Consider the following 25,739-nt stretch of genomic DNA (forward strand, 5'->3'; position numbering starts at 1 on the left):
TCCATGATCAAACTCTTCAATTAAAGGTTTGATGCTCAAAGAATTAAACTGTTGTTAGTTCGTAATGAATTAACTGTTCAGTCACTCTTCAAGACTTGTTATCTTTTCGCCTTTCGGCGTGGATAGTGTCTTGCGAGTGCCCACACAGATTGTCTGATTAAATTGTTAAAGAGCGTTGGCAACCGGCAGTTCTCTGCCCGGTTGCGAGGCTGCGTATCTTACGCTTTTTGCCTCCGGAGTCAAGCGTTTATTTTCGCTTTTCTTCCCCTTCCCTCGGCGGCGTGTCTCAGCTCAGCGTCGGTCAGTGGTGGCGCATTATAGGGAGTTTTCCGGCGCTGACAATAGTTTTTTTCGAAAAATATTATCGTTTGCTGCATTACACAGCAAAACACTGTTTTATACCCATTTACACACAAACTTATCCACAATTGGATATTTCGGTAAAATTTGTCGAGCATCGCGCAAACGTTTGCGTTACAATCTGCGAAGTAAAAATCGCCACATGATTTTTTCAAGTTGTTTTGAAATGTTATTGCAGAAGCCATTTTTTCTATGAAGTCAGTGGTTTTTTCTCAATAGCACATTCTTGTTTTACGAAATTCAAGGGATCACACCAATGCAACAGCTTCGTCCAATCCGTCGTGCCCTGCTGAGTGTTTCTGACAAAGCGGGGGTTATTGAATTTGCCAAAGCCTTATCCAGTCGCGGTGTCGAACTGCTTTCAACAGGGGGAACTGCTCGTCTGCTGGCCGAAGCGGGGCTAAATGTCACTGAGGTTTCGGACTATACAGGCTTCCCCGAAATGATGGATGGACGGGTTAAAACACTTCATCCCAAAGTTCATGGCGGCATTCTGGGCCGACGCGGGCAAGATGATGAAGTGATGGCGCAACATCACATTTCACCGATTGATATGGTCGTCGTTAATCTTTATCCCTTCGCACAAACCGTTGCGAAACCAAATTGCTCTCTGGAAGATGCCGTTGAAAATATCGATATTGGTGGCCCAACCATGGTTCGGTCTGCCGCTAAGAACCACAAAGATGTAGCGATTGTTGTTAACAGCCAGGATTACGACAACATTATCGAAGAAATGGATAACCATCACAACTCACTGACACAAGCCACTCGTTTTGATTTAGCCATCAAGGCATTTGAACATACAGCCGCTTATGACAGTATGATTGCCAATTACTTTGGTAAACTGGTTCCTCCTTATTATGGTGAGATAAACCAACCATCAGGGCGCTTCTCTCGCACCTTGAATCTGAACTTCATTAAAAAGCAGGATATGCGTTATGGTGAAAACAGCCATCAAGATGCAGCTTTCTATATAGAAGAACAACTCAATGAAGCCTCGATTGCCACAGCGACCCAACTACAAGGCAAAGCGCTCTCCTATAATAATATTGCAGATACCGATGCGGCTCTGGAATGTGTGAAAACTTTTGCCGAGCCTGCCTGTGTGATTGTCAAACATGCCAACCCCTGTGGTGTTGCGATTGGTGCTGATCTTCATACCGCCTATGATAATGCCTTCAAAACCGACCCAACCTCTGCGTTTGGTGGCATTATTGCGTTTAACCGTGAATTGGATGCGATCACAGCTCAAACCATCATTGAGCGCCAGTTTGTTGAAGTCATTATTGCTCCTTCTATTAATAAAGCAGCCCTGCCAATACTCGCAACCAAACCCAATGTTCGCGTTTTGGCCTGTGGCGAATGGCATTCACCCGTGGCAGGTTTAGATTTCAAGCGTGTCAACGGTGGTTTGCTTGTTCAGGATCTCGATCTGGGCATGGTCACAAAAGATGATCTGCGGGTTGTATCCAAACGCCAACCCACAGAACAAGAGATACAGGATGCCCTGTTTTGCTGGAAAGTGGCGAAGTTCGTCAAATCCAATGCTATTGTTTATGCCAAGAACAATATGACAATTGGCATTGGTGCCGGACAGATGAGCCGTGTTTACTCAGCCAAAATCGCAGGCATTAAAGCAGCCGATGAAGGGTTGGAAGTTCAGGGCTGTGTTATGGCATCAGATGCCTTTTTCCCATTCCGTGATGGTATTGATGCCGCCGCCGCAGTGGGTGTGAGTTGTGTTATTCAACCCGGAGGTTCTATCCGTGATGATGAAGTCATTGCTGCTGCCGACGAACATGGCATCGCGATGATTTTCACTGGCATGCGTCATTTCCGCCATTAATAATTTTCACCTTATATTCTTTATATATAGAGAGCGAGGGCTCAGATGAACATCTTGATTATTGGCAGTGGCGGAAGAGAACATGCACTCGCTTGGAAAGCGGCACAGTCACCTTTGGCAGATAAAGTCTATGTTGCACCGGGTAACGCGGGCACTGCGTTGGAAACGAATCTGGAAAATGTAGACATTGCTGCGACAGATATTGATGGGCTACTTGCGTTTGCCCGGAGTCATCATATCGATCTGACCATTGTGGGGCCTGAGGCTCCACTGGTTATCGGTGTGGTTGATGCTTTCCAGCAAGCTGGGCTAACGATTTTCGGCCCAACAAAAGCAGCCGCTCAACTGGAAGGCTCCAAAGCGTTCACCAAAGATTTCCTCCATCGCCATCATATTCCCACTGCGGCTTATCAAAACTTCACAGAAGTTGAGCCTGCCCTGGCCTATTTAGAAAAAATGGGTACACCAATCGTCATTAAAGCCGATGGTTTGGCCGCAGGCAAAGGTGTCGTCGTCGCCATGACGATGGAAGAAGCGCAAAGCGCGGTTAAAGATATGTTGGCAGGTAATGTATTTGGGGATGCAGGGCACCGTATCGTTATCGAAGAATTTCTGGATGGAGAAGAGGCCAGCTTTATTGTCATGGTAGATGGCAATAATGTCGTTCCTATGGCAACCAGCCAGGATCACAAACGTGTCGGTAACGGTGATACCGGGCCAAATACCGGCGGTATGGGCGCTTACTCGCCTGCTCCTGTGGTAACGGATGAGCTCCACCAGCGCATTATGGAAAAAATTATTTACCCTACGGTTAAAGGAATGGCAGCCGAAGGCCATACCTACGTTGGTTTTCTCTATGCCGGTTTGATAATTGATAAACAAGGAGAACCCAAAGTGATCGAATTTAACTGCCGCTTTGGTGATCCTGAAACCCAGCCTATTATGATGCGTTTGAATTCTGATTTAGTTGAACTGTGTCTTGCCGGGGCAAAAGGCCAATTAAGTGGAAAAACATCCACATGGGATCCCCGTCCTGCATTAGGTGTCGTGCTGGCTGCGGGAGGTTATCCGGCCAATTATGCCAAAGGTGATGTTATCAGCGGGTTAGTTCAGGAAACGAATGCCGATGAAAAAGTCTTTCATGCAGGCACCGCATTTAAGGATGAAAATGTTATCACTGCGGGCGGACGTGTTTTATGTGTTACTGCTTTAGGTAACGACATTGCAGACGCACAGAAAAAAGCGTACCTGAGAGCAGAACAAATTGATTGGGAAGGGTGTTTTTATCGAAAAGATATTGGCTACCGAGCCATTGCCCGTTTGAAATAAACCCATTAAACCGGCGGAAGTCACAGCGTTACAGCTTATCTTTCGTCGGTTCCCAACGACAAAAATCATCATTAGCCACCAATAACAACTGTTTTCCTGCTGGCGAATCCAGCCACGCAATAGTCAATGGGCCAGAGCTGTTGTTTTGCCTTTCTTCAATCCATCTCTGATCATGAGGCTCAAACTCAACGAGTAACTGTTTCCCAGTACAGGTGGTAACTCTGCCATTCTGCCAATGTCCCTGTAATAGCTTAATATCTCCTGCAATTAAGGCATCACTGGTTTCCTCTATCTGTCCGGCATCAAACCGCAGGCGAGCCATATCATCGACGGAAAGTGGTTCATTACGTTTTTCTGATTGCCGCAGATTAAAAATGGCCGAGTTATTTTGATCGATACGTAATGTTTCTGCGATCGGAGGGTTATCAAGCACATTGCGACGAATCTGCCACAAGTTACCATGACGATATTCATAGAAAGTAACAATAGTGTTGTTACTATGATAGATATTGTTATTACGATAAGGACTGTAAACGCTCATGATAACCTGAGGCTTACTGTTTTGATCATTCAAACGCCATAAACGGATAACACCATCGTCGGTTGTAAAACCACTGGCATTGAAAAGAGGTGTGTTTGATTGAATCGAACAGGCGCTGAGCAAAGAGATGAACCCTAATGCAAACAGCCCCTGTAGAATCAACAAAAGGGGTTTTGAATTCCCCCCTCTTATTTTATTTCGCAATGCAATTACTTAACTGCGTCTTTCAATGCTTTACCAGCGGAGAAAGCAGGTACGTTTGCTGCTGCAATTTTAATTTCTTTACCAGTTTGTGGGTTACGGCCAGTACGTTCCGCACGGTGGTTAACTTTGAAAGTACCAAAGCCTACCAGCTGCACTGCATCACCATTTTTCAGAGATTCAGTGATTGCATTCAAAGTTGATTCCAGAGCTGCTTTAGCCTGAGTTTTAGTCAGATCTGCACCTGCTGCAATTGCATCAACTAATTCGGTCTTATTCATAGATTATCCTTACAGTGTGTTTATCGTTTGCAAAGCATCGAGTGCGACGGATATGCCGATTTGACAGCACCCCTGCATACACGCACCGATAGCCACTTCTTTTCGCCCTCCAATGTAGAACAGAGTGAGGGCAAATGTGAAGCCTTTAAATACGGCAAATCAAGCATTAAGTCACGTTTTATGTGTTACTGCTCCAAATTTATGCCGATGTTGCTAACCCCCGCTTCACGGAGATCAGCCTTTAATCCTTTAATCAATTCGATGTCCCGTTCTTCGCAATTTGCCAATAAACGGAAAATCTCCCATTGAATATCCCATTCTTCTTCAATGGCAGGTAATACTTTTAACTCATCCTCAGTCATTTCCTTACCAGCCTGCGTCATTTCCAACATGGCAACAGTACGGATGGATATTTCACTGGCTGCTATTGCATGTTCTAACGTCGAGCCACTCAGACGAGAATGAATTACTTCACTCAATGCAATGCACGCATCAATCGCTGGATACACACCATAAATATCATAATTTTCTGATGATGGAATAATGGCTTCCAATTTTTCCAGCTGACTATCAAAATTCACTTTTGCATCTTTGACGACCAAGATTTCCCACACTAAATCCAAAATGCGGCGATATTGTGCGGGATCTGCAAACCCACTCTGGAGACAAAACACCTGATAATTGGGATACATTCGCTCACATAGACTAGCCATAAAAGTCAAATGTTGCCAACTTTCGAGTTTCTCCAACCTCAGGTGAATCGGGTTTCTTAACATTGGTCGTTACTCATGATGCCTAATTTGCGTCGAAGTTTACCTGAAAATCAAGAATATCCACACATTTCCGCCGCAATTATAGATTTTTCTGCATTGTTTGCTTAAAAAATGGCCTATTTGAGGCAATCCCATCCGCCCAACGGGTCGGTTCAGGCAGCCTATATCCCTTCAAACAATGCTCAACCCAAAAGATCGCGCTATCAATACTGACCTTATGCCCGATGGAAATATAGAGAGGGTTACATCTTTTTTTGCTTTGTAATACAACCCCAATCTGTTCGCCATGATCCATCAATGGTTGACGACTTCCCGGAAGCGCTCCTACTGGGGCATGTTCACCACACAAACGGCTTTTTGCCACACCAATTGTCGGAACATCGACCAATAATCCAAAATGACTGGCAATCCCAAAACGTCGGGGATGGGCAATACCCTGACCATCCACCATAAGCAAATCAGGCCGCAGGCTTAATTTTTGCCATGCAGCCATCAATGCAGGGTATTCACGAAATGAGAGTAAACCCGGGATATAGGGAAGTACCGTATCAGTTCTTGCGATTTGGTATTCGACTAATTCTAGCGAGGGATATCGCAAAATCGCGATCGCGGCACGGGTTACCGTGCCATCTTTTTCAAAGCCGACATCAGCACCCGCAATGAACTCTGGCGTAAAAGAGGCAGAAAAAACATCATGACGAATAACCTGCCGTGATTTTTCTACCTGTTCCTGACGAAGTGCCTTTGTATTAATCATACTGTTATTACTAATATCGTTATTGATGATATTTTGCTGAAAGTCTGTGTACTGCTTCGACAAATGCACCGGCATGTTCTGGTGGAACATCCTGATGAATGCCATGCCCCAAATTGAAGACATGCCCATTGCCTACACCAAAATCTTGCAATATTGTCGAAACTTCTTCTTCAATTCTAGCGGGTTGCGCATACAGCATGGATGGGTCCATATTGCCCTGCAAGGCGACCTTATCTCCGACACGACGACGAGCATCAGAGATATTCGTTGTCCAATCCAAACCAAGTGCATCACACCCCGTTGCTGCCATTGCTTCAAGCCATTGCCCTCCCCCTTTGGTAAACAGGGTCACAGGTACACGGCGGCCTTCATGTTCGCGGATCAGTCCATCAACAATTTTATGCATATACTGGAGGGAGAATTCCAAATAATCGCGATGAGATAAAACACCACCCCAAGTATCAAAAATCATGACAGATTGAGCACCCGCCCTTATTTGCGCGTTCAAATATAGAATAACGCTGTTTGCCAATTTATCCAGTAACAGATGCAATGTAGCAGGCTCGGCATACATCATGGCCTTGATCTTAGTGAACGCTTTACTGCTTCCGCCTTCAACCATATAGGTTGCCAATGTCCACGGGCTGCCAGAAAAACCGATGAGCGGAACTTGCCCTGCCAACGCCTTACGAATCGCACGAACAGCATCCATCACATAACCCAGTTCCATTTCGGGATCGGGTACAGGCAGTTTTTCCACATCGGCATGATTCATAATCGGGGAGTGAAAACGCGGCCCCTCACCCGTTTCAAAATAAAGCCCCAGCCCCATCGCATCGGGAATCGTCAAAATATCAGAAAACAGGATTGCCGCATCCAGTGGAAAACGGCGCAAGGGTTGAAGTGTGACTTCACAAGCCAATTCGGTATTTTTGCATAACGAGATGAAATCCCCCGCTTCCTGACGTGTCGCTTTATATTCAGGCAAATATCGACCCGCCTGACGCATCATCCATACCGGTGTGACATCGACAGGCTGACGTAATAAGGCACGCAGATAGCGGTCGTTTTTCAACGCATTCATGACAAGCTCCCTTGATTATCAACAAAAAGCGCTCGCATGATAACACGTCGAAAGCCTAACTTCCGTCGTGGCCACCAATAAATAAACGTTCAAACTCCAATCCTTTCTTAACCGAACGACATCAGATGAAAAAATTTATGTACAGAGTCACAAAACCCGGAACAAGGACTATGCACACCGGCTTATCGCTCTCATTATGTTACGCTCATGTTACACACGTGTTGCATGAAGGCAGTGCCGTTTCTCACGTTGCCATAACCCTTCATTATTCGCGCTCTTCAGTTAACCGTTGGATGAATTGGTTTACGTTAGTTAATTGCCTGTAGTCAATTGACTATATCAAAGCGCTTATGAAGTCATTTTCATTGATAAATAACCTATTAGATTTACATGGAGGAGTTTCTATTGATGCGTTTATCCACTTTAGTACTGGCTATTGGCTTGGCACTAGGCACTCAGGCGCAGGCCGAAGAAAATAAACTGGGATCTGACCACACGAACATATCAAGTGATCAGATAAAGGAGATGAGTGTGACTGGTGAAGCTAATCAACAGCAATACAAGAACAAAAATCCTTTCTTCTACCCGAGTGCACTACCGTTCCAGGCTCCTCCGTTCGATAAGATAAAAGAAACAGACTATGCACCCGCGATTGCCTCCGGTATTAAACAGAAACTGAAGGAAGTAGAGAAGATCGCCAATAATCCCGCCACACCTGACTTTGAAAATACATTTGTCGCTCTGGAGAAATCGGGCGCAACGTTGACACGGGTGATGAACGTATTTGGGGCGATGACGTCGGCTAATACCACTGACAAACTGCAAAAACTGGATGAGGAAATTTCACCGAAGCTGGCGGCGATGAATGATGAAATTATGCTGAACAGTAAACTGTTCAACCGTATCAAAGCCGTTTATCAGCAGCGCGGGACATTGAATCTGGATCCGGAATCGCGCCGGTTGGTGGAAGTGACTTATCAAAGCTTCGAGTTAGCGGGAGCCAACTTATCTAACGCGGATAAAGCAAAATTAAAGGCTTTGAATCAGGAAGCAGCTACACTCAGTACCCAGTTTACCAACAAACTGCTGGCAGCAACCAAAAATGGCGCGCTGGCGATTCAGGATAAAGCCAGACTGGACGGGTTGTCCGATGGCGAAATTGCCGCGGCTGCGCAGGCCGCCAGTGAGCGTAAGCTAGATAAACAATGGCTGTTGGTATTGCAAAACACCACCCGGCAGCCGAGTCTGCAAGACCTGAAAGATCGCGATACGCGTAAGGCGTTATTTGAGGCATCGTGGACCCGAGCTGAAAAAGGTGACAATAATGACACGCGTCAAACCTTAGCCCGGTTAGCGAAGATCCGTGCTGAGCAGGCTAAGTTGCTGGGCTTCCCGGATTATGCATCGTGGAAACTGCAAAATCAGATGGCAAAAACGCCTAAAGCCGCGTTGAAATTCTTGCGTGATATTGTACCGGCGGCAACTGCACGCGCTGAACGCGAAGCCAAAGACATTCAGGCGGTGATTGACCAGCAAAAAGGGGGCTTCAAGCTGGAAGCCTGGGATTGGTCGTTTTATGCCGAGCAGGTACGCAAAGCAAAATATGATTTGGATGAATCACAGATTAAGCCGTATTTCGAGCTGAATAACGTCCTGAACAATGGCGTGTTCTATGCCGCCAATCTGCTGTATGGCATTACCTTTAAAGAGCGCAAAGACATCCCGGTTTATCAACCCGACGTCCGCGTGTATGAAGTTTTCGATAAAGACGGGAAGCCGTTGGCGTTGTTTTATACCGATTACTTTAAGCGCGACAACAAAGGTGGCGGAGCCTGGATGAGTAATTTTGTCGATCAATCAAAGCTCATCGGAACCCAACCGGTGATTTACAACGTCGCCAACTTTACCAAACCTGCGCCGGGCCAACCTGCACTATTGTCGTATGATGACGTGATCACAATATTCCATGAGTTTGGGCATGCCTTACACGGCATGTTTGCTGATCAGGAATATCCGAGCCTGTCCGGTACCAATACCGCCCGTGATTTTGTGGAATTTCCATCACAATTTAATGAGTATTGGGCGCGTGATCCCAGGGTGTTTGCCCATTACGCCAAGCATTACCAAACCGGTGAGGCAATGCCACAGGCGTTGGTGGATAAGATCAATAAGGCTGACAAATTCAACAAAGGTTATAGCATGACCGAGCTGCTGTCAGCCGCGTTGTTGGATATGCACTGGCATATGCTGACCGCTGATCAGCCACAGCAGGACGTGGATAAGTTTGAAGCCGGGTCTCTGCAACAAGACAACATCTATATCAGCTACGTGCCGCCGCGCTATCGTTCCAGCTACTTCAAACACATTTGGGGTAGCGGTTATGCTGCCGGTTATTATGCTTATCTGTGGACCGAAATGCTGGCAGACGATGCTTTTGCCTGGTTTACCGAACACGGAGGCCTAACGGAAGAGAATGGTCAACGTTTCCGCGATAAGGTGTTGTCACGTGGTAATAGTGAAGACTTGGAAAAGCTGTATATTGACTGGCGCGGTAAGCCACCAAGTATTGAATCTATGCTGAAAAACCGGGGCCTGAAGGAACAAAAACAGCCTTAATCTGCTACTGAACCTTAAGTGATTGAGAGTTACCCGTTTTGGTAAGGTAGCTCTCATTTTTATACACAACTCATTGATCAATTAACATCACTGCTGACGACATAATGCAACCGTTTCCTCAATCAGACGGCGAGCAATCGTATCAGGCCCGGGAATAAGGGGAAGATCATCGTAGCGATACCAATCTGCACTGACCAATTCAACGGGGTCATGATTGATTTCACCGCTATCATAATCAGCTAAAAACCCCGTCATTAATGAATTCGGGAAAGGCCATGGCTGGGATGCAACATAACGCAAGTTACGGATCTTAATGCCGCTCTCTTCCATCACTTCACGATGGACCGCTTCTTCCAGCGTTTCCCCCACTTCAACAAACCCGGCAAGTACAGTATGAATGCCATTACGGTGGCGTTGGTGTTGTGCCAACAAAATATGGTCATCACGACGGATACCCACGATAATACTGGGTGCAATTTGAGGATAATAACGCTCTTCGCAATGACTGCATAAACAGGCCCATTCGTATTGGCTATGCTGCATTTCATGCCCACAGTAGCCGCAATAACGGTGTGAACGATAAAATTCAGCCAATTGGACGCCGCGTCCTACCATCTGAAATAATTTGGCATCCCGATCAGCAATTAAACGGGGAGAAGACATATTTGAAGTCATTCTATGGCGAATCAGCCACACCGTTTCCCCCTGCCACTCGCCGATAGGCCGCGCCATATGGCCTTGCAATAACCACTGATTAGCCGTTCCTGATGGTAACACTCCCTGTGGTAGCCAAACCTGATTCTCAAGACTGACAATCCACCAGCCCCGTTCTGTACCTGTCAGTTTTTGTTGCGTCATCTGTCTCTGTTCCGTCATGGGTTGTGTGATTATTTCCATCATATATTGTTCAAAATCAACACGAATAAAGCATACTCCTTTTTATCTTATTTCGTCTTTAATCTTGTTATATTAACTCTCCTTCTCAACACTGGCCTTAAACCAGGGATTACAAAAATGGCAAAACAAATCGCTGTATTTGATTTGGACGAGACACTGATTGGTGGGGATTCCGCCCAGCTCTGGACAAAATATCTATGGGAAAACGAGATCATTACCGATCCTCGTTTTATAGAAGCCGATCAGAAAATGATATCTGATTACTGTGCGGGAAAGCTGGATATGCAGGAATATCTGGCAGCCAGTTTACAAGCACTTAAACACATTCCTTCAGCGCAAATCGATATCTGGTTAACCGATTTTGTGGAAACCAAAATCAAACCTATTTTTTATCCCGCAGCCCAAAAACAACTGGATATTTACCGGCAACAGAACATCCCTGTCATTATTATCTCTGCGACGGTTTCTTTCGTGGTCAAGAAAATCGCGTCAGCCTTTGGCATACAGACAGCCATGGGCATTGATATGGTGATGAAAGATGGATGCTATACCGGCGAAATTCACGGAATTCCGACCTTCCGTGAAGGCAAAGTTGCCCGCTTGAAGCAATGGCTCGAAGAACAGAACTTATCACCGGAGCATATTTCATTTTATACCGATTCCATGAATGACCTGCCGATGTGTTTATTTGCTGACGAGGTATTTACCATCAACGCAGATAAGAAATTGCAGGCAGAAGCTGAAATACAGGGTTGGAAACAGTTGAATTGGGAATTATATTCCCGATAGATTTCCGGGTCATGCTTCCAATAGTTAGATTACCCTCATATACATGACCTTAAGAATTAAGCCTTTCAAAACACGCATCCAAGGTCTTGTTTCTACACGATGTTCTTTGTTGTGTTTTGAAAGCGTTCCGGCATAAATATTCTTGCGCTTTTTCCAGCCAAAAATACGTTTCCGTCCAGGCTCTTTGGAGCAGGTTTTCTATTATTGGTCCGAGCCAGATCTCGGTATTTTGGGCGGCTTTGAGCAACGAAACTGCAGGAAATAATCTTCTTGCCAGTGAGCGTCTGAGCAGCAGAGCCAATAAACTGAGCCAGATAACGCCAACCCTGAGCCGTGCGAATATACGTCAGATCACCACACCAAATTTGATTGGGGTTTTCCGGTTGAAATCGGCGGCTTAGATAATTAGGCGACGCAACCACTTATTCCGGATACCGACGATAACGGTGGGCATCCGGTTGACAACTTTCTAAACCGCCCTCTTTCATTAAACGGCGAGCCAGATAGCGCCCCACCACTTTTCCTTCTACTTTCAGTAACGCACTCAGGGTCCGGCTACCAGCGGCTCCCCGGCTTTCCTGATGCAATTCTCTGATCCGGCTCCTTAAGGCCAGACGGCGGCCGTCAACGCCTCGGTGCTGCCAGTCATAATAAGCACTTCGCGACACCTGTAATACCTGACAAAGCGACCGAATCGGCCAGTCCTCTTTCAGCTGTGTGATGAGCGTATAAACTTGTTGGGCATCTCGCTCATCAACACAGCGGCCTGCTTTAAAATGGTCTTCTCCATTTCCAGCTGTTTCACCTGAGCCTCCAGCTCCTTGATACGGCGTTGTTCAGGTGTCATCGCTTGACCACGCGGTGTCACTCCCTGAAGTTCGGCATGGTACTGTTTCACCCATTTGCGCAGCAGGCTGGGGTCAATATCAAGGCTGCGTGCGACATCGACAGGCTTCTGGTGAAATTGAATAACTTGTTCTACCGCTTCCAGCCTGAATGTCGGGGAAAAATGGCGCCGTGTTATTTGATGGTTTTTCATTGATTACACCTTCTTTGACTGTCATTCGATTAACAGGCTTTTGAGGTGTCCGGAATTATCATGCCACTACAAAAAACGTTCGCGCCCTCACCCAGCGAGATACGATACATTAGAACGAAATTATGCCAGTATGTTAGCACTGGCATTTACTATTGCTGGATACTAATGTGGACTGATTTATTTATGAACATCAAACATCAAACATCAACAGGCCCTAATATGATATTTTCATTCAAGTATTAAATTGCAGTGTTCTTCCAGCGTCATTACCATTTCATGGTAGAATGTTTTATATAATCCATCTGGCGTAGTATTAGCTATAGCCTTAAAAGATAGTTCACTATCTTTCCATACCACACTTATTCTTCTATCTTTTCGTTTAAGTTCTATTAAACAATCATTGAAAGCATTAAGGTTACTTCCCATATAGCCAAATTTTCCAAAGAAAGCATATCCAAATTCACAATAAAATGAGTAGTAGTCATGGATGTATTTCCCTTCAACTACTATAGTATCTTTTTCTATTTCATCCCTCATCCCACCCACTATATAGCTAGCTGATATATATATTTTTTTTGATTCCAAAACCATATCCAACCAAATTCTTTCATTGTCATCAAAACGTGATTTTAATAAAGAAATAACCCCTACCTCATACATGGGATTATTAATCTCCAAGTATAAATATAATATATCATTAGACTTGATTACTTTTTTAACAGAAAAGTCAAAATCTAATCTTCCCTGAAATTCATTACATTTCAATGTATAAACTTCATCATCTAATATAAAATCAACGTTTTTAACTTCCATTCCAGAAAAAGCAAATAAAAGAGCAGAGTCTGCTCTGGAAAAATCATGACATTCAATCAGATTTTTACAAGAGAACAGCATATCCCCTCTACTATTATAAATGTAATGTAATTCTTGCATTATACTAATCACCTATATTTAATTTAGTAACCGAAATGTTAAAATAAACACCAAACATCTAGATTATCCCGAACTTCTCATTGAGTAAGAAGTTCGGAACTTCATATCATTGATGCCTGTATCTCTACTCAACTATGACATCAAATATTCTCTTGTAGTGGTCAATAGTAAACCCTATCTTTGTTTTACCATTGCCTAAATCTTTCGTTAATATTCTCATATCGTTATCTCCTTTAATTACCGACCATTCCAACGCTCCCTTCCATCTTTGTTGGTCAACCCCACCACGACCTTGATAAACTGTTTGTCCTCCAATTTCACGATCAATACGAGGAATACCTTTACCACTAAAAATATCATTAATTGCCTTATTCATTGCTTCAAGCTGATATGGTTTAGGTGGATCCTTTTTAGGTGTCTTTTTGAGAAAGGCTTTTAAAGTCTTATCACAGTCTTCACCTGCCAACCCAAATGGATCAATAAAATTGATAGGGTTGTGAACATACCCGTAAGGATTCAAGCCCCCCATCAGCCCTATCGGGTCGGGCGAGATATACTGCCCGGTCTCCGGCGAATAATACCGAAAGCGGTTGTAGTATAACCCGCTCTCCTCATCCTCATACTGGCCCATGAACCGCAGGTTACAGTTAACATGATAATCTGCATTATTGGAAGCGATCACCTGAAAACGATCTGCCTGTCCCCATGTTCTCAGTCGCTGCGCCCAGATGAGCTGGCCTTCCTCATTGAGCATCTCACGCGGTGTACCTTGGTGGTCGCTGACGATATAGTGGAGCTTGCCGCGTTCAAAACGGGCCGAAGGCGTTAGTGTGCCGGGTTCATATAACCAACGGATACGTTGACCTTCCGCCGATGTACCATCGGCGTAAATCGGCGTTTCCTCGATAAGTTGGTCACCGCTCCACAGGTAATCCTGCCCCATAATGGCATCGGCTCTCGGCGTTAAATCCGGTTTGCCATCCAGCCAGCGCTGGAGGTTAGCTGCAGTCAGCTTACCATCATGCACTTTCAGCTTCCGAACTCTTCGGCCAAAAGCATCGTAGAGATAATGCCAGCGCGAGCCATCCGGCGTTTCACAGTGGGTAAGCTGGTTTTGCGTATCCCAGCGATAGCGCCAGATTTGTGGACGGAAGCCATCCTGCTGTTCGGTTTTTTCCACCAAACGGCCATTGTCATCATAGCGATAACGGACATTCCCTTGCTGCACGACGCGACCGGCTTTCTGGCGTTGGTTGATTTGCGCCACCGCCCCGCGTGCATCGGCTGGTAGATGTTGGCTCAGGTTGCCATTGGCATCATAACTGAATTGCTCTTCATGCGGACGCGCACCCTCGAACAGGGTATGCAGTATTTGGTCGTTAGTATTGTAACGGTAACGGGTTTGCCCCCAACGACTGTCGTCTATTACCCGGACGTTATGCGCACGGTCATATTGCCAGCTTCGGTTGACGGCGGTGGCCTGTGGCGGGAAGTGCGGGTCGTTTTGCGCCAGTGTTTCCCTGAAAAATTGGGTGGCTTGCCCTGCCGACTGATGTGCCAGTAAACCGGTTGCTGTATAGCGGCTGGCAAGGATAAACCCGTTGGCACTTTCGCGCACCGTTTCCCGTCCCAGTGCATCATGCTGGAATGTCAGTGGCGCATGCTGGTTAAGCTGAAAGTGATTCAGACTCCCCGACAGGTTATAACCGAAATGCAGGGTATTGCCATCCACACTTTCGCTGACAGGACGTCCTGTCAGATTATCCCATTTGCGCGTGATTTCCCGCCCGTTGATGCGCTCGCAGACTGGCAGGCCGGTGGTTTTGTCATACTCATATTCAACCACCGCATCGGCATTAGTGGCTTTCACCAACTGATGCCGCTTGTTGTATTCGTAACGGGTCGTGGCTTTCAGCACCAGTTGATTTTCTTCCGGCTGCCAGCTTTCCTGTTTGACCAACAAACCTACCGACGAATAGTGCCAACGGAGCTGCTGACCGTCGGGATATTGAGTCAGTGTGTGACGTCCCAGTTTATCGTACTGATATTCGAGGGTACGCCCGGTAAAATCGGTTTCGCGGATGATTTGACCCGCGGCATCCCGCTCATAACGGTAGGTTTCGCCGGTGGAGGCGGTCACTGAGTTCAGCCGGGTCAGGCGGTCATAACCAAAGTGTAATACCGTGCCATCGGGTCGGGTAACTTGATTGAGCAGGTCAAACGCGCCATAAGTGTAGCGAGTAGTACGGCCTTCGCCGTCAGTCACTGCCACCACACGCCGTTCACTGTCATAGGTCAGTTGCTGCGTGGTACCATCCGGCAGTTCAACATCGGTCAGGCTGCCGTTCAGGCTGGCATGGTCGTCGCTATAACGGTAGTGAGTCTGTTGTTTTAGAGCGTCGGTGAGCTGGCGCAATCGACCCAATTCATCCAGTTGCAAACCTGTGGTTTGACCATCCGGGGTCATCACCGCTGCTAGCCGTTGTTGCTCATCGTAGGCGTAGTGCCATTGGCGACCATCCGGCAGTAAACGCCGGCGTAGTTCTCCATGAGTGCCATATTGATATTCTTCTCTATGCCCTAATGGATTGGTCAGCGCTGTCAGGTTGCCCTGCTCATCATAGTGAAATTGCCAACACTCACCGGTTGGCTGGACACTTTCAATCAGCTGCCCGTGTTCGTCATAACCATAAGCAAACGTTTCACCTGTCGGTGTTTTTACTTCTGTCAGAGCACCGTCAGGGTTGTAATCGAATGTGGCCAGTGAAAATATCACCTTTATTACGATGAGCAAAATTACTGTGCCATATATGGACGCCCCCGGTTATGCAAGTACTAACACCCAGCACACTGCGCAACCGTTCCACCACATGGCGCCGAATGAACTTAAGCTGAAGTTTGAGGCAGTTAAACAGATGGATGAGGAAGAACAGCGTTCAGTAACGGCGGTATTGGATGCCTTGATATTAAAGCATCAGGCAAAACGGCTGATTGGGTGACCTGATTTAACGCGGCGCTGTTGTGGTTGCAACACATCAACGCCGCTCACCACAACCAACTATCCAGGAGTTGAACATGGCTAAAGCGCATTCTAAGCAAAACCAGGCGGTAAATAAAGCCGCGAAAACAGAACGTTATTACACCGTGGGATACGTGCCGCAAAATGACAAGGCCAACGCCCCGCCTGCCATCCATCTTAAAGGCCAGTGGCTTAAGGCCGCTGGCTTTGATAAGGGCTGCACACTCACGGTTAAGATTATGGATGGCTGTCTGGTGCTCATTCCTGACGGTGATGACACCCGCACCATTAAGCAACAGTACCAGCGCCAGCAAGACCAGCTCAGTGAGATCAAGCTGCGAATGCGGGAACTGCTTGGCGACTACACAAGCCGATAAGGGCAGGGGCTGAGCGGCGCTTAAAAAAGAACAAAGCCGGAAGATCATGGGGATCTTTCCGGCATTAGGATTAATTATATAATTACTTTTTCTGAATATTACATTTTTTATCTACTAAAATTTCCATGAAAGTATCATAGTAATTACAATCAGGAGGACTAATTCTTTCTAAAAAAAGTTTTAATTCATTCATATTTTCAATATAAATATTAATTTCTGCTTTTTCATAGCTCAAATCACCCAATAAATCATCAAACCCATGAAAATCTCTACCGATATATCCTCTTTTACCCCAAAATGCTTCTCCGAGCATGCAAAAGAAGTCAAGATAATTATTGACGCCTTCTAGATCTAATGAAGCGTTGAGTATTTTATTAAACTTTGGTGGAAAAATTTGTTGCCAATATAAACATGCAGTCAGCCATAACTTTTTAGCTTCAATACAATGGCTATTTCTCCAGTAGAGAAGATCTTTTCCTTTAACCCATTCGTTTAAAATAGTGATAATGGAAAGGAACGGACAATGAGGTACTTTTATTACCAATGAAAGCTCTTGTTTTTCCTCAAGAATAATCTCTTTGTTTATTATGTGCCCATCAAATTCATAAGCACATATCTCATTGATATAGTAGGATATAGTAATAATATCTTCTTTTTTCACTTTGATACTATTCTGTATCTTTACCTCCTTTGATTTTAATAGAATCAATTCGCAATTGTCTCCTTCATAATTACTCAAGTGAAAAAAATCAATCTTATCGGCTATAGCGCATTCTACTTCATTAATATATATGCAATATTTACTGTAAATCATATTATCGCCATTTTTTTAGTAAATGAATTCTTATTATTTCATTGGCTTGTGCCCTGGGTATTTACCTCCATCGGGATACCAAGGACTCGGAAATTTATAGACTTTTTCGTAATCATGATTTAATACGTACCCATATACTTTTTGACCATTAGGTAATGTTTGTTCTAATATGCGATGGTGTGGATCAATGCCTTTTCCTGAGTGAACAACTTGCCATTCTTTAGCTCCAATCCAGAATTTATTAGTTTTTCCTTTTCTATCTTCTAAGGTTTTTTGAATTTCAGTACCCTTATGTACCCTTGGAGTACCTTTTCCAGTGATTATATTTTCATATTCATTGGAAACACTTTTAGGAACAGGATTTTTTGAAGACAACTTAAGTTGCTTACCACAATCTTCACCCGCCAACCCAAACGGATCAACACGCCCAACCGGATTATGAACATAGGAATAAGGATTAAACCCGCCCATCAGTCCGATGGGATCAGGACTGAGATATTGCCCCGTCTCCGGCGCGTAATACCGAAAGCGGTTGTAGTATAACCCACTTTCCTCATCCGCATACTGGCCCATGAACCGCAGGTTACAGTTAACATGATAATCTGCATTATTGGAAGCGATCACCTGAAAACGATCTGCCTGTCCCCAGGTTCTCAGTCGCTGCGCCCAGATGAGCTGGCCTTCCTCATTGAGCATCTCACGCGGTGTACCTTGGTGGTCGCTGACGATATAGTGGAGCTTGCCGCGTTCAAAACGGGCCGAAGGCGTTAGTGTGCCGGGTTCATATAACCAACGGATACGTTGACCTTCCGCCGATGTACCATCGGCGTAAATCGGCGTTTCCTCGATAAGTTGGTCGCCACTCCACAGGTAATCCTGCCCCATGATGGCATCGGCTCTCGGCGTTAAATCCGGTTTGCCATTCAGCCAGCGCTGTAAATTGGCGGCGGTCAGCTTACCGTCAAGCACTTTCAGCTTCCGAATTCTTCTTCCAAAAGCATCGTAGCGATAATGCCAGCGCGAACCGTCCGGGGTTTCGCAGTGGGTAAGCTGGTTTTGCGTATCCCAGCGATAGCGCCAGATTTGTGGACGGAAGCCATCCTGCTGTTCGGTTTTTTCCACCAAGCGGCCATTGTCATCATAGCGATAACGGACATTCCCTTGCTGCACGACGCGACCGGCTTTCTGGCGTTGGTTGATTTGCGCCACCGCCCCGCGTGCATCGGCTGGTAGATGTTGGCTCAGGTTGCCATTGGCATCATAACTGAATTGCTCTTCATGGGGGCGTGCCCCCTCAAACAGGGTATGCAGTATTTGGTCGTTAGTATTGTAACGGTAACGGGTTTGCCCCCAGCGGCTGTCGTCTATCACCCGGACGTTATGCGCACGGTCATATTGCCAGCTTCGGTTGACGGCGGTGGCCTGTGGCGGGAAGTGCGGGTCGTTTTGCGCCAGTGTTTCCCGGAAAAATTGGGTGGACTGACCTGCCGATTGGTGTGCCAGCAGGCCAGTTGCGGTGTAGCGACTGGCAAGGATAAAACCGCTGGCACTTTCACGCACGGTTTCTCGCCCCAACGCATCATGCTGGAGTGTCAGTGGCATATGCTGGTTGAGCTGGAAATGGTTTAGTGCGCCTATTGAGTTATAACCGAAGTGCAGAGTGTTGCCATCCAGGTTTTCACTGACCAGGCGCCCAGTCAAGTTATCCCATTCGCGCGTAATTTCCCGCCCATTGATACGCTCACAGGTCGGCAGGCCAGTGATTTTGTCATATTCGTATTCCACAACAGCATCGGCATTAGTGGCTTTCACCAACTGATACCGCTTGTTGTATTCGTAACGCGTTGTGGCTTTCAGTACCCATTGGTTTTCTTCCGGTTGCCAGCTTTCTTGTTTGACCAACAAACCTACCGACGAATAGTGCCAGCGAAGCTGCTGACCGTCGGGATATTGAGTCAGTGTGCGGCGGCCCAGCTTATCGTACTGATATTCAAGGGTACGCCCGGTAAAATCAGTTTCCCGGATAATCTGCCCGGCGGCATCCCGCTCATAACGGTAGGTTTCGCCGGTGGAGGCGGTCACTGAGTTCAACCGGGTCAGCCGGTCATAGCCAAAGTGTAATACCGTGCCATCAGGTCGGGTAACTTGATTGAGCAGGTCAAACGCGCCGTAAGTGTAACGAGTGGTACGGCCTTCGCCATCAGTCACGGCGACTACACGCCGTTCACTGTCATAGGCCAGTTGTTGCGTGGTGCCATCCGGCAGTTCGACTTCCGTCAGGCTGCCGTTGAGACTGGCATGGTCGTTACTGTAGCGATAGTGAGTCTGCTGTTTTAGGGCATCGGTGAGTTGGCGCAGGCGCCCCAGTTCATCCAGTTGCAGTCCGGTGGTCTGACCGTCCGGCGTCATCACGGCGGCCAGCCGCTGTTGCTCGTCATAGGCGTAGTGCCACTGGCGTCCGTCCGGTAACAGGCGCTGGCGCAATTCACCGTGGGTGCCGTATTGGTATTCTTCTCTATGCCCTAATGGATTGGTCAGCGCTGTCAGGTTGCCCTGCTCATCATAGTGAAATTGCCAACACTCGCCGGTCGGCAGAACACTTTCGATGAGCTGCCCGTGTTCGTCATAACCGTAAGCAAAAGTTTCACCCGTCGGCAGCTTCACTTCAGTCAGTGCACCGTCAGGGTTGTAATCGAAAGTCGTGATCCCCCCTGCTGCATCGGCTTCCCAGACGATTTGACTATGGCGCCACTGACGACGTGTGACGCGCCCCAGCGGATCGACTTCGCGGATCACCAATCCGTTGTGATCGTAGTGGTATTGGGTTTCACCGCCTTCAGCATCCCGGTAAGTGGTGATACGCGCCTGATCGTCATAGTGGAAACTGTCACTCCAGTAGCCGCTGGGGGATGTCATGCTCAGTACCCGCCCCTGCGCATCATAAGTGAGATGCAGATCAGTCTGGTCAGTATCGTGCCAGCGTATCATCCGCCCCTGCGCGTCATATTCATGCCACAGATGGTTGTGCTGGAACACATCACATTGATGCAGGTAACCCTCTGAATCATAGTGACAGGTCACCAGCCGTTGTGGTTTTTGTTGCTCAAGGTAATCCACTGCCTGGAGTTGCTGATCCTGATAACTCAGAATCAGCTGGAAGCCATCCGTGCGCGTGACTTCGATCAGTTGTGAGTGTTTATCGTAGATAAACTGGATCGCGTTCTGGCGGCGATCAGTGATGGCGGACAGTTTGCGAATATTTCCAACGGCGTGGTTAAAATGGTAGCTGAGCTGGGACTGGCGGTCGGTCAGTTGCAATTCGTCATTCAACTCACCGGTTAACACATAGTGAGGAATATGCTGATTACGGGCGAGCACTGTGTTATCCGGTGTATTGAAATCGTAGATCACTCCGTCTGCATCAGTGAAATTGATTTTATCGTCAATCAGTACAAGCTGGCGTGACCAGTCATCTGCCCATTTGGGACCAAATAGGCCGTTTAAGTTGGCGGTAGAGCGATAGGTACGGGTCAGGGTGATCGGCAACAATCCGGGGATAGCGATAACCGGCCAAACTTGTAAAAAGTCGCCGGTAGCCATATCGACAGGTTCACTTTCTGTGCTACAAGTGCCATTGCAACTGCCGTCTTTGTCGGTAGATTTGTTCTCAACGGGGTCTTCTTTAGCGTTTTGGGGTTTATCGTGTGAGGGAGTGGCATTTTTCGCCGATTGGCCTTCGATTCTGGCACCTTCTACGGCTTTGGTTTCTTCAGTAAGCACTTTTCTTTCAGCTTTGGTCGCCGCAGTACTGACTTTGTTTGCAGCAGAAGCTAATTCAGTCGCGCCCTTTTGGATAACCCCGGTTTTCCCAGTAGGCAAACCAATCACCTCGATAACCTTGACATCAAATATTCCCGCTTCTTGTGCTTGGTTGCTGGCGGTTGCTTTCCAGTCATTCAGATTAAATTCCCCACTTTGCTTTTTCTGAATTTCTGCGACTTCACGTACCGTCTTCGCTTTTTCAGTTTCGCCATATATTTCAAGCCACCGAGCGGTATCCTCCGAGTCTTTGGCACTTTCAAAATAAGCCCCTTGGATATAGGACTCTGCCGTGTCAACCACGCTGTTATAGGCACCTTTTACATGTCCTTTAGCCCGCTCAACCGGATGTTTCATCCCTTCGGCATGATTAATTGCCTTCTCCTTCGCCCAATCAACGACCTCATCCTTGGTTTTCACCATTGACTCCCACGCTTTTGTCCGCCAGCTTTTTTCTTCCGGTGTTTCTGCTTTGGGAATAGGATTGGCTTCTGCCGCTGGCACTTGCGCGGGAGCGGCCTGAGCGGTAATTATTCCGGGGGTGTTTCCTGTCCCAGTGGGGCTGTCGTCACGGACTTTGGACGGTAAGGGGGTATTGGGTTGAGGATATTCAGGCTCTTTTGTTTTTTCCTGTTCTTCCCACTCCTTCAGCGGAAACTCGCCGCTTTTGAATTTTTCAACAGTATCTTGAGCCGTTTTCTTAAAAGACTGCGCTTCGAAGTCAGCATCTGCCTGGTTATAGTAAACGTCTAATTCCGGGTCGTTTCCGTAATCGCCATAAAAATGAGTGCTTTGCTGATATAACGTATCGGCATTGCTTAGCGCTTTCTCCGCCTCAGCCTGTGTGCGAATGTTAAATTCTTGACAATATTTTTCGGCTCTAACATTGTCGCTATCGGGGGTGACGAGCATTTTATCTGACATGGTTTCCCTCCTTATGCCCCATTCATCCAAAATTTATCCCCGTGGCGTAGCACCAGCTTATTGCCGGCGCGTACGGTGCGGGTGTGCTCCTGCGGGTGGCATTTACCGCCCACCGTGCCGCTTTTGACGCCATTCGCTACACCGGGTTGATCTCCTATGGTTTGCGGTACAAAGCTCTGGGCAAACACCACCACCGGCTGGCCATTGGCACGGACGGTTTTTTCCGGCGCCGAGCTGTCTGCCAGTTTCGCCACGACCGGGTACGGGATCGGCGGGGTGGAAGATCCCATCGGGGTTTTGCACACGTCCGGCAGCATGCCGATAATCATCCAGGTGCCTGCGGTACGGGCGATATAGTTATCAGCCATCTTTTTTCTCCTCTTCCAGTGGCGCCAGTTTGAGCAACGGCGCCTCCGGGTTGATTTCAAACCGGGCTTCGGCGACCCGTACGGGCAGGGAGGCTTTGAAGCTCAGGCGGCAGGTCATATGCAGCGTCCTGGCCTCGCTGTCGATAATTAACGTATCCGTACGCATCGGTACGGGCAGCAGCATGCCGTTGTGCATCCGCAACAGAATAAACGGGCGGTGTCCCGGTAGTTTGACATGCAGGTCACTATGGGGCGTCAGGCCGCTCAGGGTGAGGGTAATATCGGTTTCCGGCCAGTCAATTTGCTGGTCCGCCGGTGCGCCGTTCCAGTAACCGAAGTCAAAATCTTTCGGCAGGTAAGGGTGGCGATGCGCCAGCCAGTCGGCATCGTAAGTGCCGGCAAGCTGACGGCGGGGCAGCCACGGACGACCGATAAACCCCATGCCCTGCGGCAGGCAGGCAGGGGTATCGGGCGGTAATGTACTGGTTAGCTGTGCTGTAAAATGCTCGACAGTGAAAGGCGTATCTGACCGGATGATGCGCGGTGCCGGATAGCGGGTGAGTTGTTTGGCATCGGCATACCACAGCGTGATAAATCCCGTTCCCAGCGGGTTGGTTTCACAAACGGCATGCGCGACCGGTGCTTTTTCCCCGTCCGGGTGTTGCTGGCGTTGTTCTGCAGTTAGCCGGTCGCTGTCTTTAATACGCTGGCTTGCTTTATCATTTGCGTATATTTTGCACTCGCCGCCAAAGGCGTAGCGGTAATCCAACGGCAGCGTGGTAAAGGGTTTGGGCGCCGTCAGTTGCCAGTTTCCACTGGCATCACGGATAAACTCCCGTTCGCCGGTCACGGTCAGGGTTTTGTCGAGCAGGGTCTGGCCCTGCTTGCCCTGTACCTGTAATCGAACGGGAAACTCAGTGCAGGGTCGGTTATCCGGTGCATAGGCTGTACCATTGACAATCACGTCACAGCGTGGCTTAAACGGGGCAAGGTCACTCTCCTGCAACACCTGCGAGGCATTCATCTGCCCACGGTATTCATCCTGTAAACACAAAGGCGGCGCGGGCAACAATTCAGCGATATATTCTCCCTGTCCGGCAGGCATCAGCTGGTAGCCGATTTTCATGACCGCGACGTGATGCTCGGTATCGTCGACATCGAACATTGAGTAGTTCATCACGGCAAAGGGGGTCAGGTTACGAAATTCCATCTCAAGTCTGTCCTTGTTAGTTCAGGTCGATATCTTTACCGGTGATTTGTACCGGGCCACTGGCCTCAAATTTGAATTCACTGCCCTGAATGGTGATTTTGCCGGTGCTGTCCATGCGCAGGACGCTGGCACCGCATTTCAGCTCAATCACATCACCGGCATTGATAGACAGGGTATTGCCGACCGTCACAGATTTATGGCTGCCCACCTGCTCAGTCTGGCTGGCGCCGACGGTGGTGTTCATGCTGGCCCCGACGGTCAGTGCGTAGACCATGCCGATGGTTTCCGTGCTGGTGAATCTCACCATTTCGTTTTTGTGCGCATTCACTTTAATGGTCTGGTTTTTCTCCACGGTTTCGCTATGGTTCGCCAGTACATGGGTATCACGGTTATTGAGTACCTTGGTGTTCATGTCCTTCTGTGCGTGCAGTGACAGGCGTTCACTGCCTTTGGCATCCTCAAACAGCAGTTCGTTGTAGCCCTGTCCCTTGTGGGTTTTGGAGCGGAATGCCATCTGGGTTTTGCTGCCCGGCAAGGCACCCGGGGGGATGTTGCTGGCATGGTAGGTACGTCCGGTGACGATGGGCTGGTCGGGGTCGCCGTGCAGGAAGTCCACTACCACTTCCTGTCCGATACGGGGAATGGCGAGCATGCCCCAGCCCTGACCGGCCCACGGCTGGCTGACCCGTATCCAGCAGGAACTCTGGTCGTCACTCTTGCCGTAACGGTCCCACGGGAATTGCAGGCGCACGCGCCCGTATTGGTCACAGAAAATCTCTTCCCCCGCCGGGCCGACCACTTTGGCAATCTGCGGGCCATCAATCACCGGTTTGGGCAACGGTGCCGGACGCCAGTTCTGATTCTGGCGGATGAAATGGAAATTGCTGTGCAAGGTGGTCCCCGAGCCTGAACTGGCCGTTTCCAGTGCCTGTGGCTGGCTGCCGCTGTGACTGGCTGCCACGGTCTGCCATGACTGATTCAGGTCTGCCCGGGGATGGTTATCGAGAATGAACAGTTTGCCCGGTTGCAGGGCGATGGCATGGCCGCTGCCCTGTCCGGTCACGGCGTCACTGCGCAGTGCCTCCAGCCGGTAGCGGGTAAAATCCTTACCATGCGCCTCGTCTTTGAAGCGGCCCGGATAGTCGTAGTGCTCGTAATACAGTTGTTGCAGGTTCTCATCCCGCATCTGCTGCTGAAATTCTGCCGGCCACGCCGGGTTCTTGAAGGTGTAATCCTTCAGCTGCACCTGAGCCGGACGTACCTGTGCGCTGCTGGTCAGGCTGCTGACCGCCGGTTCGCCCAGCGTGCTGGCCTCACCCGGCTGGTAGGGCAGGCGGATGCCCGGTGGCACTGAACCGCAGTCGTCAGCGAACACCAGCGTGTTGCGCCCGTTACTGCATTCGAAGAAGTAGAAAATCCCCTCTTCTGCCGTCAGCCGTTGCAGGAAATCGAAGTCGCTTTCCTGATACTGCACGCAGAATTCGCGCTCCGGGTGCGGGTGACGCAGGTTGAACACCACGTCGCGGATGCTGTGCTCCTTGAGGATTTTGGTGATGATGGCGGCGATATTGAGCTGCTGGAAGATACGCGAGTTCTGCCGCAGGGTAGTACGCCACAGGTCGGGGCGGATACTCATCCGGTAGGTGGTCTGGTGCAGGCCGGTGTTGCCCTGCTCAAAGCGGGTGACGATGCCGGTGACACTGCGCTGTTCGACACCGCTTTGCAGAATGGTCAGCGTCGCCGTGCGGTCAAGCACCAGCGG

The 25,739-nt window shown here is 48.1% G+C and carries 21 protein-coding genes and 2 pseudogenes; 8 read left to right on the plus strand and 15 right to left on the minus strand.

The genetic code is table 11. From position 1 onward, the window contains the following. Nucleotides 1-616: 616 nt before the first annotated feature. Together purH and purD are read left to right on the plus strand one after the other, a co-directional pair. Nucleotides 617-2,206 (plus strand): bifunctional phosphoribosylaminoimidazolecarboxamide formyltransferase/IMP cyclohydrolase, encoded by a 1,590-nt coding sequence (purH, locus tag AB204_RS19010; protein WP_047964957.1) that lies wholly within the window; start codon nt 617-619, stop codon nt 2,204-2,206. A 45-nt stretch (nt 2,207-2,251) separates the two neighbouring features. Beyond that, nucleotides 2,252-3,535 carry a phosphoribosylamine--glycine ligase gene (gene purD / locus AB204_RS19015; protein ID WP_047964958.1) on the plus strand — a complete coding sequence of 428 codons (1,284 nt, stop codon included), beginning with the start codon at nt 2,252-2,254 and terminating at the stop codon, nt 3,533-3,535. Nucleotides 3,536-3,563: 28 nt separating this feature from the next. On the opposite strand, the gene AB204_RS19020 is transcribed toward purD, so the two are convergent. The 5 genes from AB204_RS19020 to hemE form a co-directional block, all read right to left on the minus strand. Continuing rightward, entirely contained in the window at nt 3,564-4,235 is a 672-nt protein-coding gene (locus AB204_RS19020) for a DUF1481 domain-containing protein (RefSeq protein ID WP_235428150.1), read from the minus strand. A 50-nt stretch (nt 4,236-4,285) separates the two neighbouring features. Beyond that, complete coding sequence (hupA, locus tag AB204_RS19025) at nt 4,286-4,558, minus strand: nucleoid-associated protein HU-alpha (RefSeq protein WP_010848914.1); 273 nt, start codon at nt 4,556-4,558, stop codon at nt 4,286-4,288. Nucleotides 4,559-4,743: 185 nt separating this feature from the next. Then, nucleotides 4,744-5,334, minus strand: a complete 591-nt coding sequence (locus AB204_RS19030) for a YjaG family protein (RefSeq protein WP_047964959.1) — start codon at nt 5,332-5,334, stop codon at nt 4,744-4,746. A 76-nt stretch (nt 5,335-5,410) separates the two neighbouring features. After that, complete coding sequence (gene nfi / locus AB204_RS19035) at nt 5,411-6,088, minus strand: deoxyribonuclease V (protein ID WP_047964973.1); 678 nt, start codon at nt 6,086-6,088, stop codon at nt 5,411-5,413. A gap of 19 nt (nt 6,089-6,107) precedes the next feature. Beyond that, complete coding sequence (gene hemE / locus AB204_RS19040; protein WP_047964960.1) at nt 6,108-7,172, minus strand: uroporphyrinogen decarboxylase; 1,065 nt, start codon at nt 7,170-7,172, stop codon at nt 6,108-6,110. Nucleotides 7,173-7,580: 408 nt separating this feature from the next. Between hemE and dcp the strand changes: the two genes are divergently transcribed. Beyond that, nucleotides 7,581-9,788, plus strand: a complete 2,208-nt coding sequence (dcp, locus tag AB204_RS19045; protein ID WP_047964961.1) for a peptidyl-dipeptidase Dcp — start codon at nt 7,581-7,583, stop codon at nt 9,786-9,788. 87 nt (nt 9,789-9,875) lie between these two features. Here dcp and nudC read toward each other — a convergent pair whose 3' ends face one another. Further along, nucleotides 9,876-10,646, minus strand: a complete 771-nt coding sequence (nudC, locus tag AB204_RS19050; RefSeq protein ID WP_047964974.1) for an NAD(+) diphosphatase — start codon at nt 10,644-10,646, stop codon at nt 9,876-9,878. 156 nt (nt 10,647-10,802) lie between these two features. On the opposite strand from nudC, the gene AB204_RS19055 reads away from it, so the two are divergent. Continuing rightward, nucleotides 10,803-11,474 (plus strand): HAD family hydrolase, encoded by a 672-nt coding sequence (locus tag AB204_RS19055; RefSeq protein WP_047964962.1) that lies wholly within the window; start codon nt 10,803-10,805, stop codon nt 11,472-11,474. A gap of 239 nt (nt 11,475-11,713) precedes the next feature. Further along, a complete protein-coding gene (locus tag AB204_RS22895) occupies nt 11,714-11,875 on the plus strand; it encodes a hypothetical protein (RefSeq protein ID WP_161796584.1) in 162 nt (53 codons plus the stop codon). A gap of 21 nt (nt 11,876-11,896) precedes the next feature. On the opposite strand, the gene AB204_RS19065 is transcribed toward AB204_RS22895, so the two are convergent. Together AB204_RS19065 and AB204_RS19070 are read right to left on the minus strand one after the other, a co-directional pair. Then, the gene (locus AB204_RS19065; RefSeq protein ID WP_072061480.1) at nt 11,897-12,142 is read right to left on the minus strand and encodes an IS3 family transposase; all 246 of its coding nucleotides are present in this window, start codon (nt 12,140-12,142) and stop codon (nt 11,897-11,899) included. Nucleotides 12,143-12,183: 41 nt separating this feature from the next. Continuing rightward, nucleotides 12,184-12,513 (minus strand): transposase, encoded by a 330-nt coding sequence (locus AB204_RS19070; RefSeq protein WP_047964965.1) that lies wholly within the window; start codon nt 12,511-12,513, stop codon nt 12,184-12,186. Between the two features lie 91 nt (nt 12,514-12,604). On the opposite strand from AB204_RS19070, the pseudogene AB204_RS24060 reads away from it, so the two are divergent. Then, nucleotides 12,605-12,690: pseudogene (locus AB204_RS24060) on the plus strand (IS5/IS1182 family transposase); the annotation flags it as partial. A gap of 51 nt (nt 12,691-12,741) precedes the next feature. Here AB204_RS24060 and AB204_RS19075 read toward each other — a convergent pair. Both AB204_RS19075 and AB204_RS19080 read right to left on the minus strand, forming a co-directional pair. After that, on the minus strand, nt 12,742-13,446 hold the full coding sequence (locus AB204_RS19075; RefSeq protein WP_047964966.1) for a barstar family protein: 705 nt from the start codon (nt 13,444-13,446) through the stop codon (nt 12,742-12,744). A 124-nt stretch (nt 13,447-13,570) separates the two neighbouring features. Next, on the minus strand, nt 13,571-16,240 hold the full coding sequence (locus AB204_RS19080; protein ID WP_235428147.1) for an RHS repeat-associated core domain-containing protein: 2,670 nt from the start codon (nt 16,238-16,240) through the stop codon (nt 13,571-13,573). 85 nt (nt 16,241-16,325) lie between these two features. On the opposite strand from AB204_RS19080, the pseudogene AB204_RS23880 reads away from it, so the two are divergent. Continuing rightward, nucleotides 16,326-16,445: pseudogene (locus AB204_RS23880) on the plus strand (helix-turn-helix domain-containing protein); the annotation flags it as partial. A 76-nt stretch (nt 16,446-16,521) separates the two neighbouring features. Further along, nucleotides 16,522-16,842, plus strand: a complete 321-nt coding sequence (locus AB204_RS19090) for a SymE family type I addiction module toxin (protein ID WP_047964968.1) — start codon at nt 16,522-16,524, stop codon at nt 16,840-16,842. Between the two features lie 82 nt (nt 16,843-16,924). On the opposite strand, the gene AB204_RS19095 is transcribed toward AB204_RS19090, so the two are convergent. The 5 genes from AB204_RS19095 to AB204_RS19115 form a co-directional block, all read right to left on the minus strand. Next, complete coding sequence (locus AB204_RS19095; protein WP_047964969.1) at nt 16,925-17,656, minus strand: barstar family protein; 732 nt, start codon at nt 17,654-17,656, stop codon at nt 16,925-16,927. A gap of 33 nt (nt 17,657-17,689) precedes the next feature. Next, nucleotides 17,690-22,399, minus strand: a complete 4,710-nt coding sequence (locus AB204_RS19100) for an RHS repeat-associated core domain-containing protein (RefSeq protein WP_235428149.1) — start codon at nt 22,397-22,399, stop codon at nt 17,690-17,692. Between the two features lie 11 nt (nt 22,400-22,410). After that, the gene (locus AB204_RS19105) at nt 22,411-22,767 is read right to left on the minus strand and encodes a DUF4150 domain-containing protein (protein WP_047964970.1); all 357 of its coding nucleotides are present in this window, start codon (nt 22,765-22,767) and stop codon (nt 22,411-22,413) included. Further along, nucleotides 22,760-23,977 carry a DUF2169 family type VI secretion system accessory protein gene (locus AB204_RS19110; RefSeq protein WP_047964971.1) on the minus strand — a complete coding sequence of 406 codons (1,218 nt, stop codon included), beginning with the start codon at nt 23,975-23,977 and terminating at the stop codon, nt 22,760-22,762. The genes AB204_RS19105 and AB204_RS19110 overlap by 8 nt, the downstream gene beginning before the upstream one ends. A gap of 16 nt (nt 23,978-23,993) precedes the next feature. After that, a partial coding sequence (locus tag AB204_RS19115) for a type VI secretion system Vgr family protein (protein WP_047964977.1) occupies nt 23,994-25,739 on the minus strand: 1,746 nt, incomplete at its 5' end.

This window comes from Xenorhabdus khoisanae, assembly GCF_001037465.1.
GTDB classification, from domain to species: domain Bacteria; phylum Pseudomonadota; class Gammaproteobacteria; order Enterobacterales; family Enterobacteriaceae; genus Xenorhabdus; species Xenorhabdus khoisanae.

Excerpts from the sequence above, each read along its gene's own strand:
- purH (WP_047964957.1), top strand. The coding sequence starts at position 617 with ATGCAACAGCTTCGTCCAATCCGTCGTGCCCTGCTGAGTGTTTCTGAC.
- purD (WP_047964958.1), top strand. The coding sequence starts at position 2,252 with ATGAACATCTTGATTATTGGCAGTGGCGGAAGAGAACATGCACTCGCT.
- hupA (WP_010848914.1), bottom strand. The coding sequence starts at position 4,558 with ATGAATAAGACCGAATTAGTTGATGCAATTGCAGCAGGTGCAGATCTG.
- AB204_RS19030 (WP_047964959.1), bottom strand. The coding sequence starts at position 5,334 with ATGTTAAGAAACCCGATTCACCTGAGGTTGGAGAAACTCGAAAGTTGG.
- nfi (WP_047964973.1), bottom strand. The coding sequence starts at position 6,088 with ATGATTAATACAAAGGCACTTCGTCAGGAACAGGTAGAAAAATCACGG.
- hemE (WP_047964960.1), bottom strand. The coding sequence starts at position 7,172 with ATGAATGCGTTGAAAAACGACCGCTATCTGCGTGCCTTATTACGTCAG.
- dcp (WP_047964961.1), top strand. The coding sequence starts at position 7,581 with ATGCGTTTATCCACTTTAGTACTGGCTATTGGCTTGGCACTAGGCACT.
- nudC (WP_047964974.1), bottom strand. The coding sequence starts at position 10,646 with ATGACGCAACAAAAACTGACAGGTACAGAACGGGGCTGGTGGATTGTC.
- AB204_RS19055 (WP_047964962.1), top strand. The coding sequence starts at position 10,803 with ATGGCAAAACAAATCGCTGTATTTGATTTGGACGAGACACTGATTGGT.
- AB204_RS19070 (WP_047964965.1), bottom strand. The coding sequence starts at position 12,513 with ATGAAAAACCATCAAATAACACGGCGCCATTTTTCCCCGACATTCAGG.
- AB204_RS19075 (WP_047964966.1), bottom strand. The coding sequence starts at position 13,446 with ATGCAAGAATTACATTACATTTATAATAGTAGAGGGGATATGCTGTTC.
- AB204_RS19090 (WP_047964968.1), top strand. The coding sequence starts at position 16,522 with ATGGCTAAAGCGCATTCTAAGCAAAACCAGGCGGTAAATAAAGCCGCG.
- AB204_RS19095 (WP_047964969.1), bottom strand. The coding sequence starts at position 17,656 with ATGATTTACAGTAAATATTGCATATATATTAATGAAGTAGAATGCGCT.
- AB204_RS19100 (WP_235428149.1), bottom strand. The coding sequence starts at position 22,399 with ATGTCAGATAAAATGCTCGTCACCCCCGATAGCGACAATGTTAGAGCC.
- AB204_RS19105 (WP_047964970.1), bottom strand. The coding sequence starts at position 22,767 with ATGGCTGATAACTATATCGCCCGTACCGCAGGCACCTGGATGATTATC.
- AB204_RS19110 (WP_047964971.1), bottom strand. The coding sequence starts at position 23,977 with ATGGAATTTCGTAACCTGACCCCCTTTGCCGTGATGAACTACTCAATG.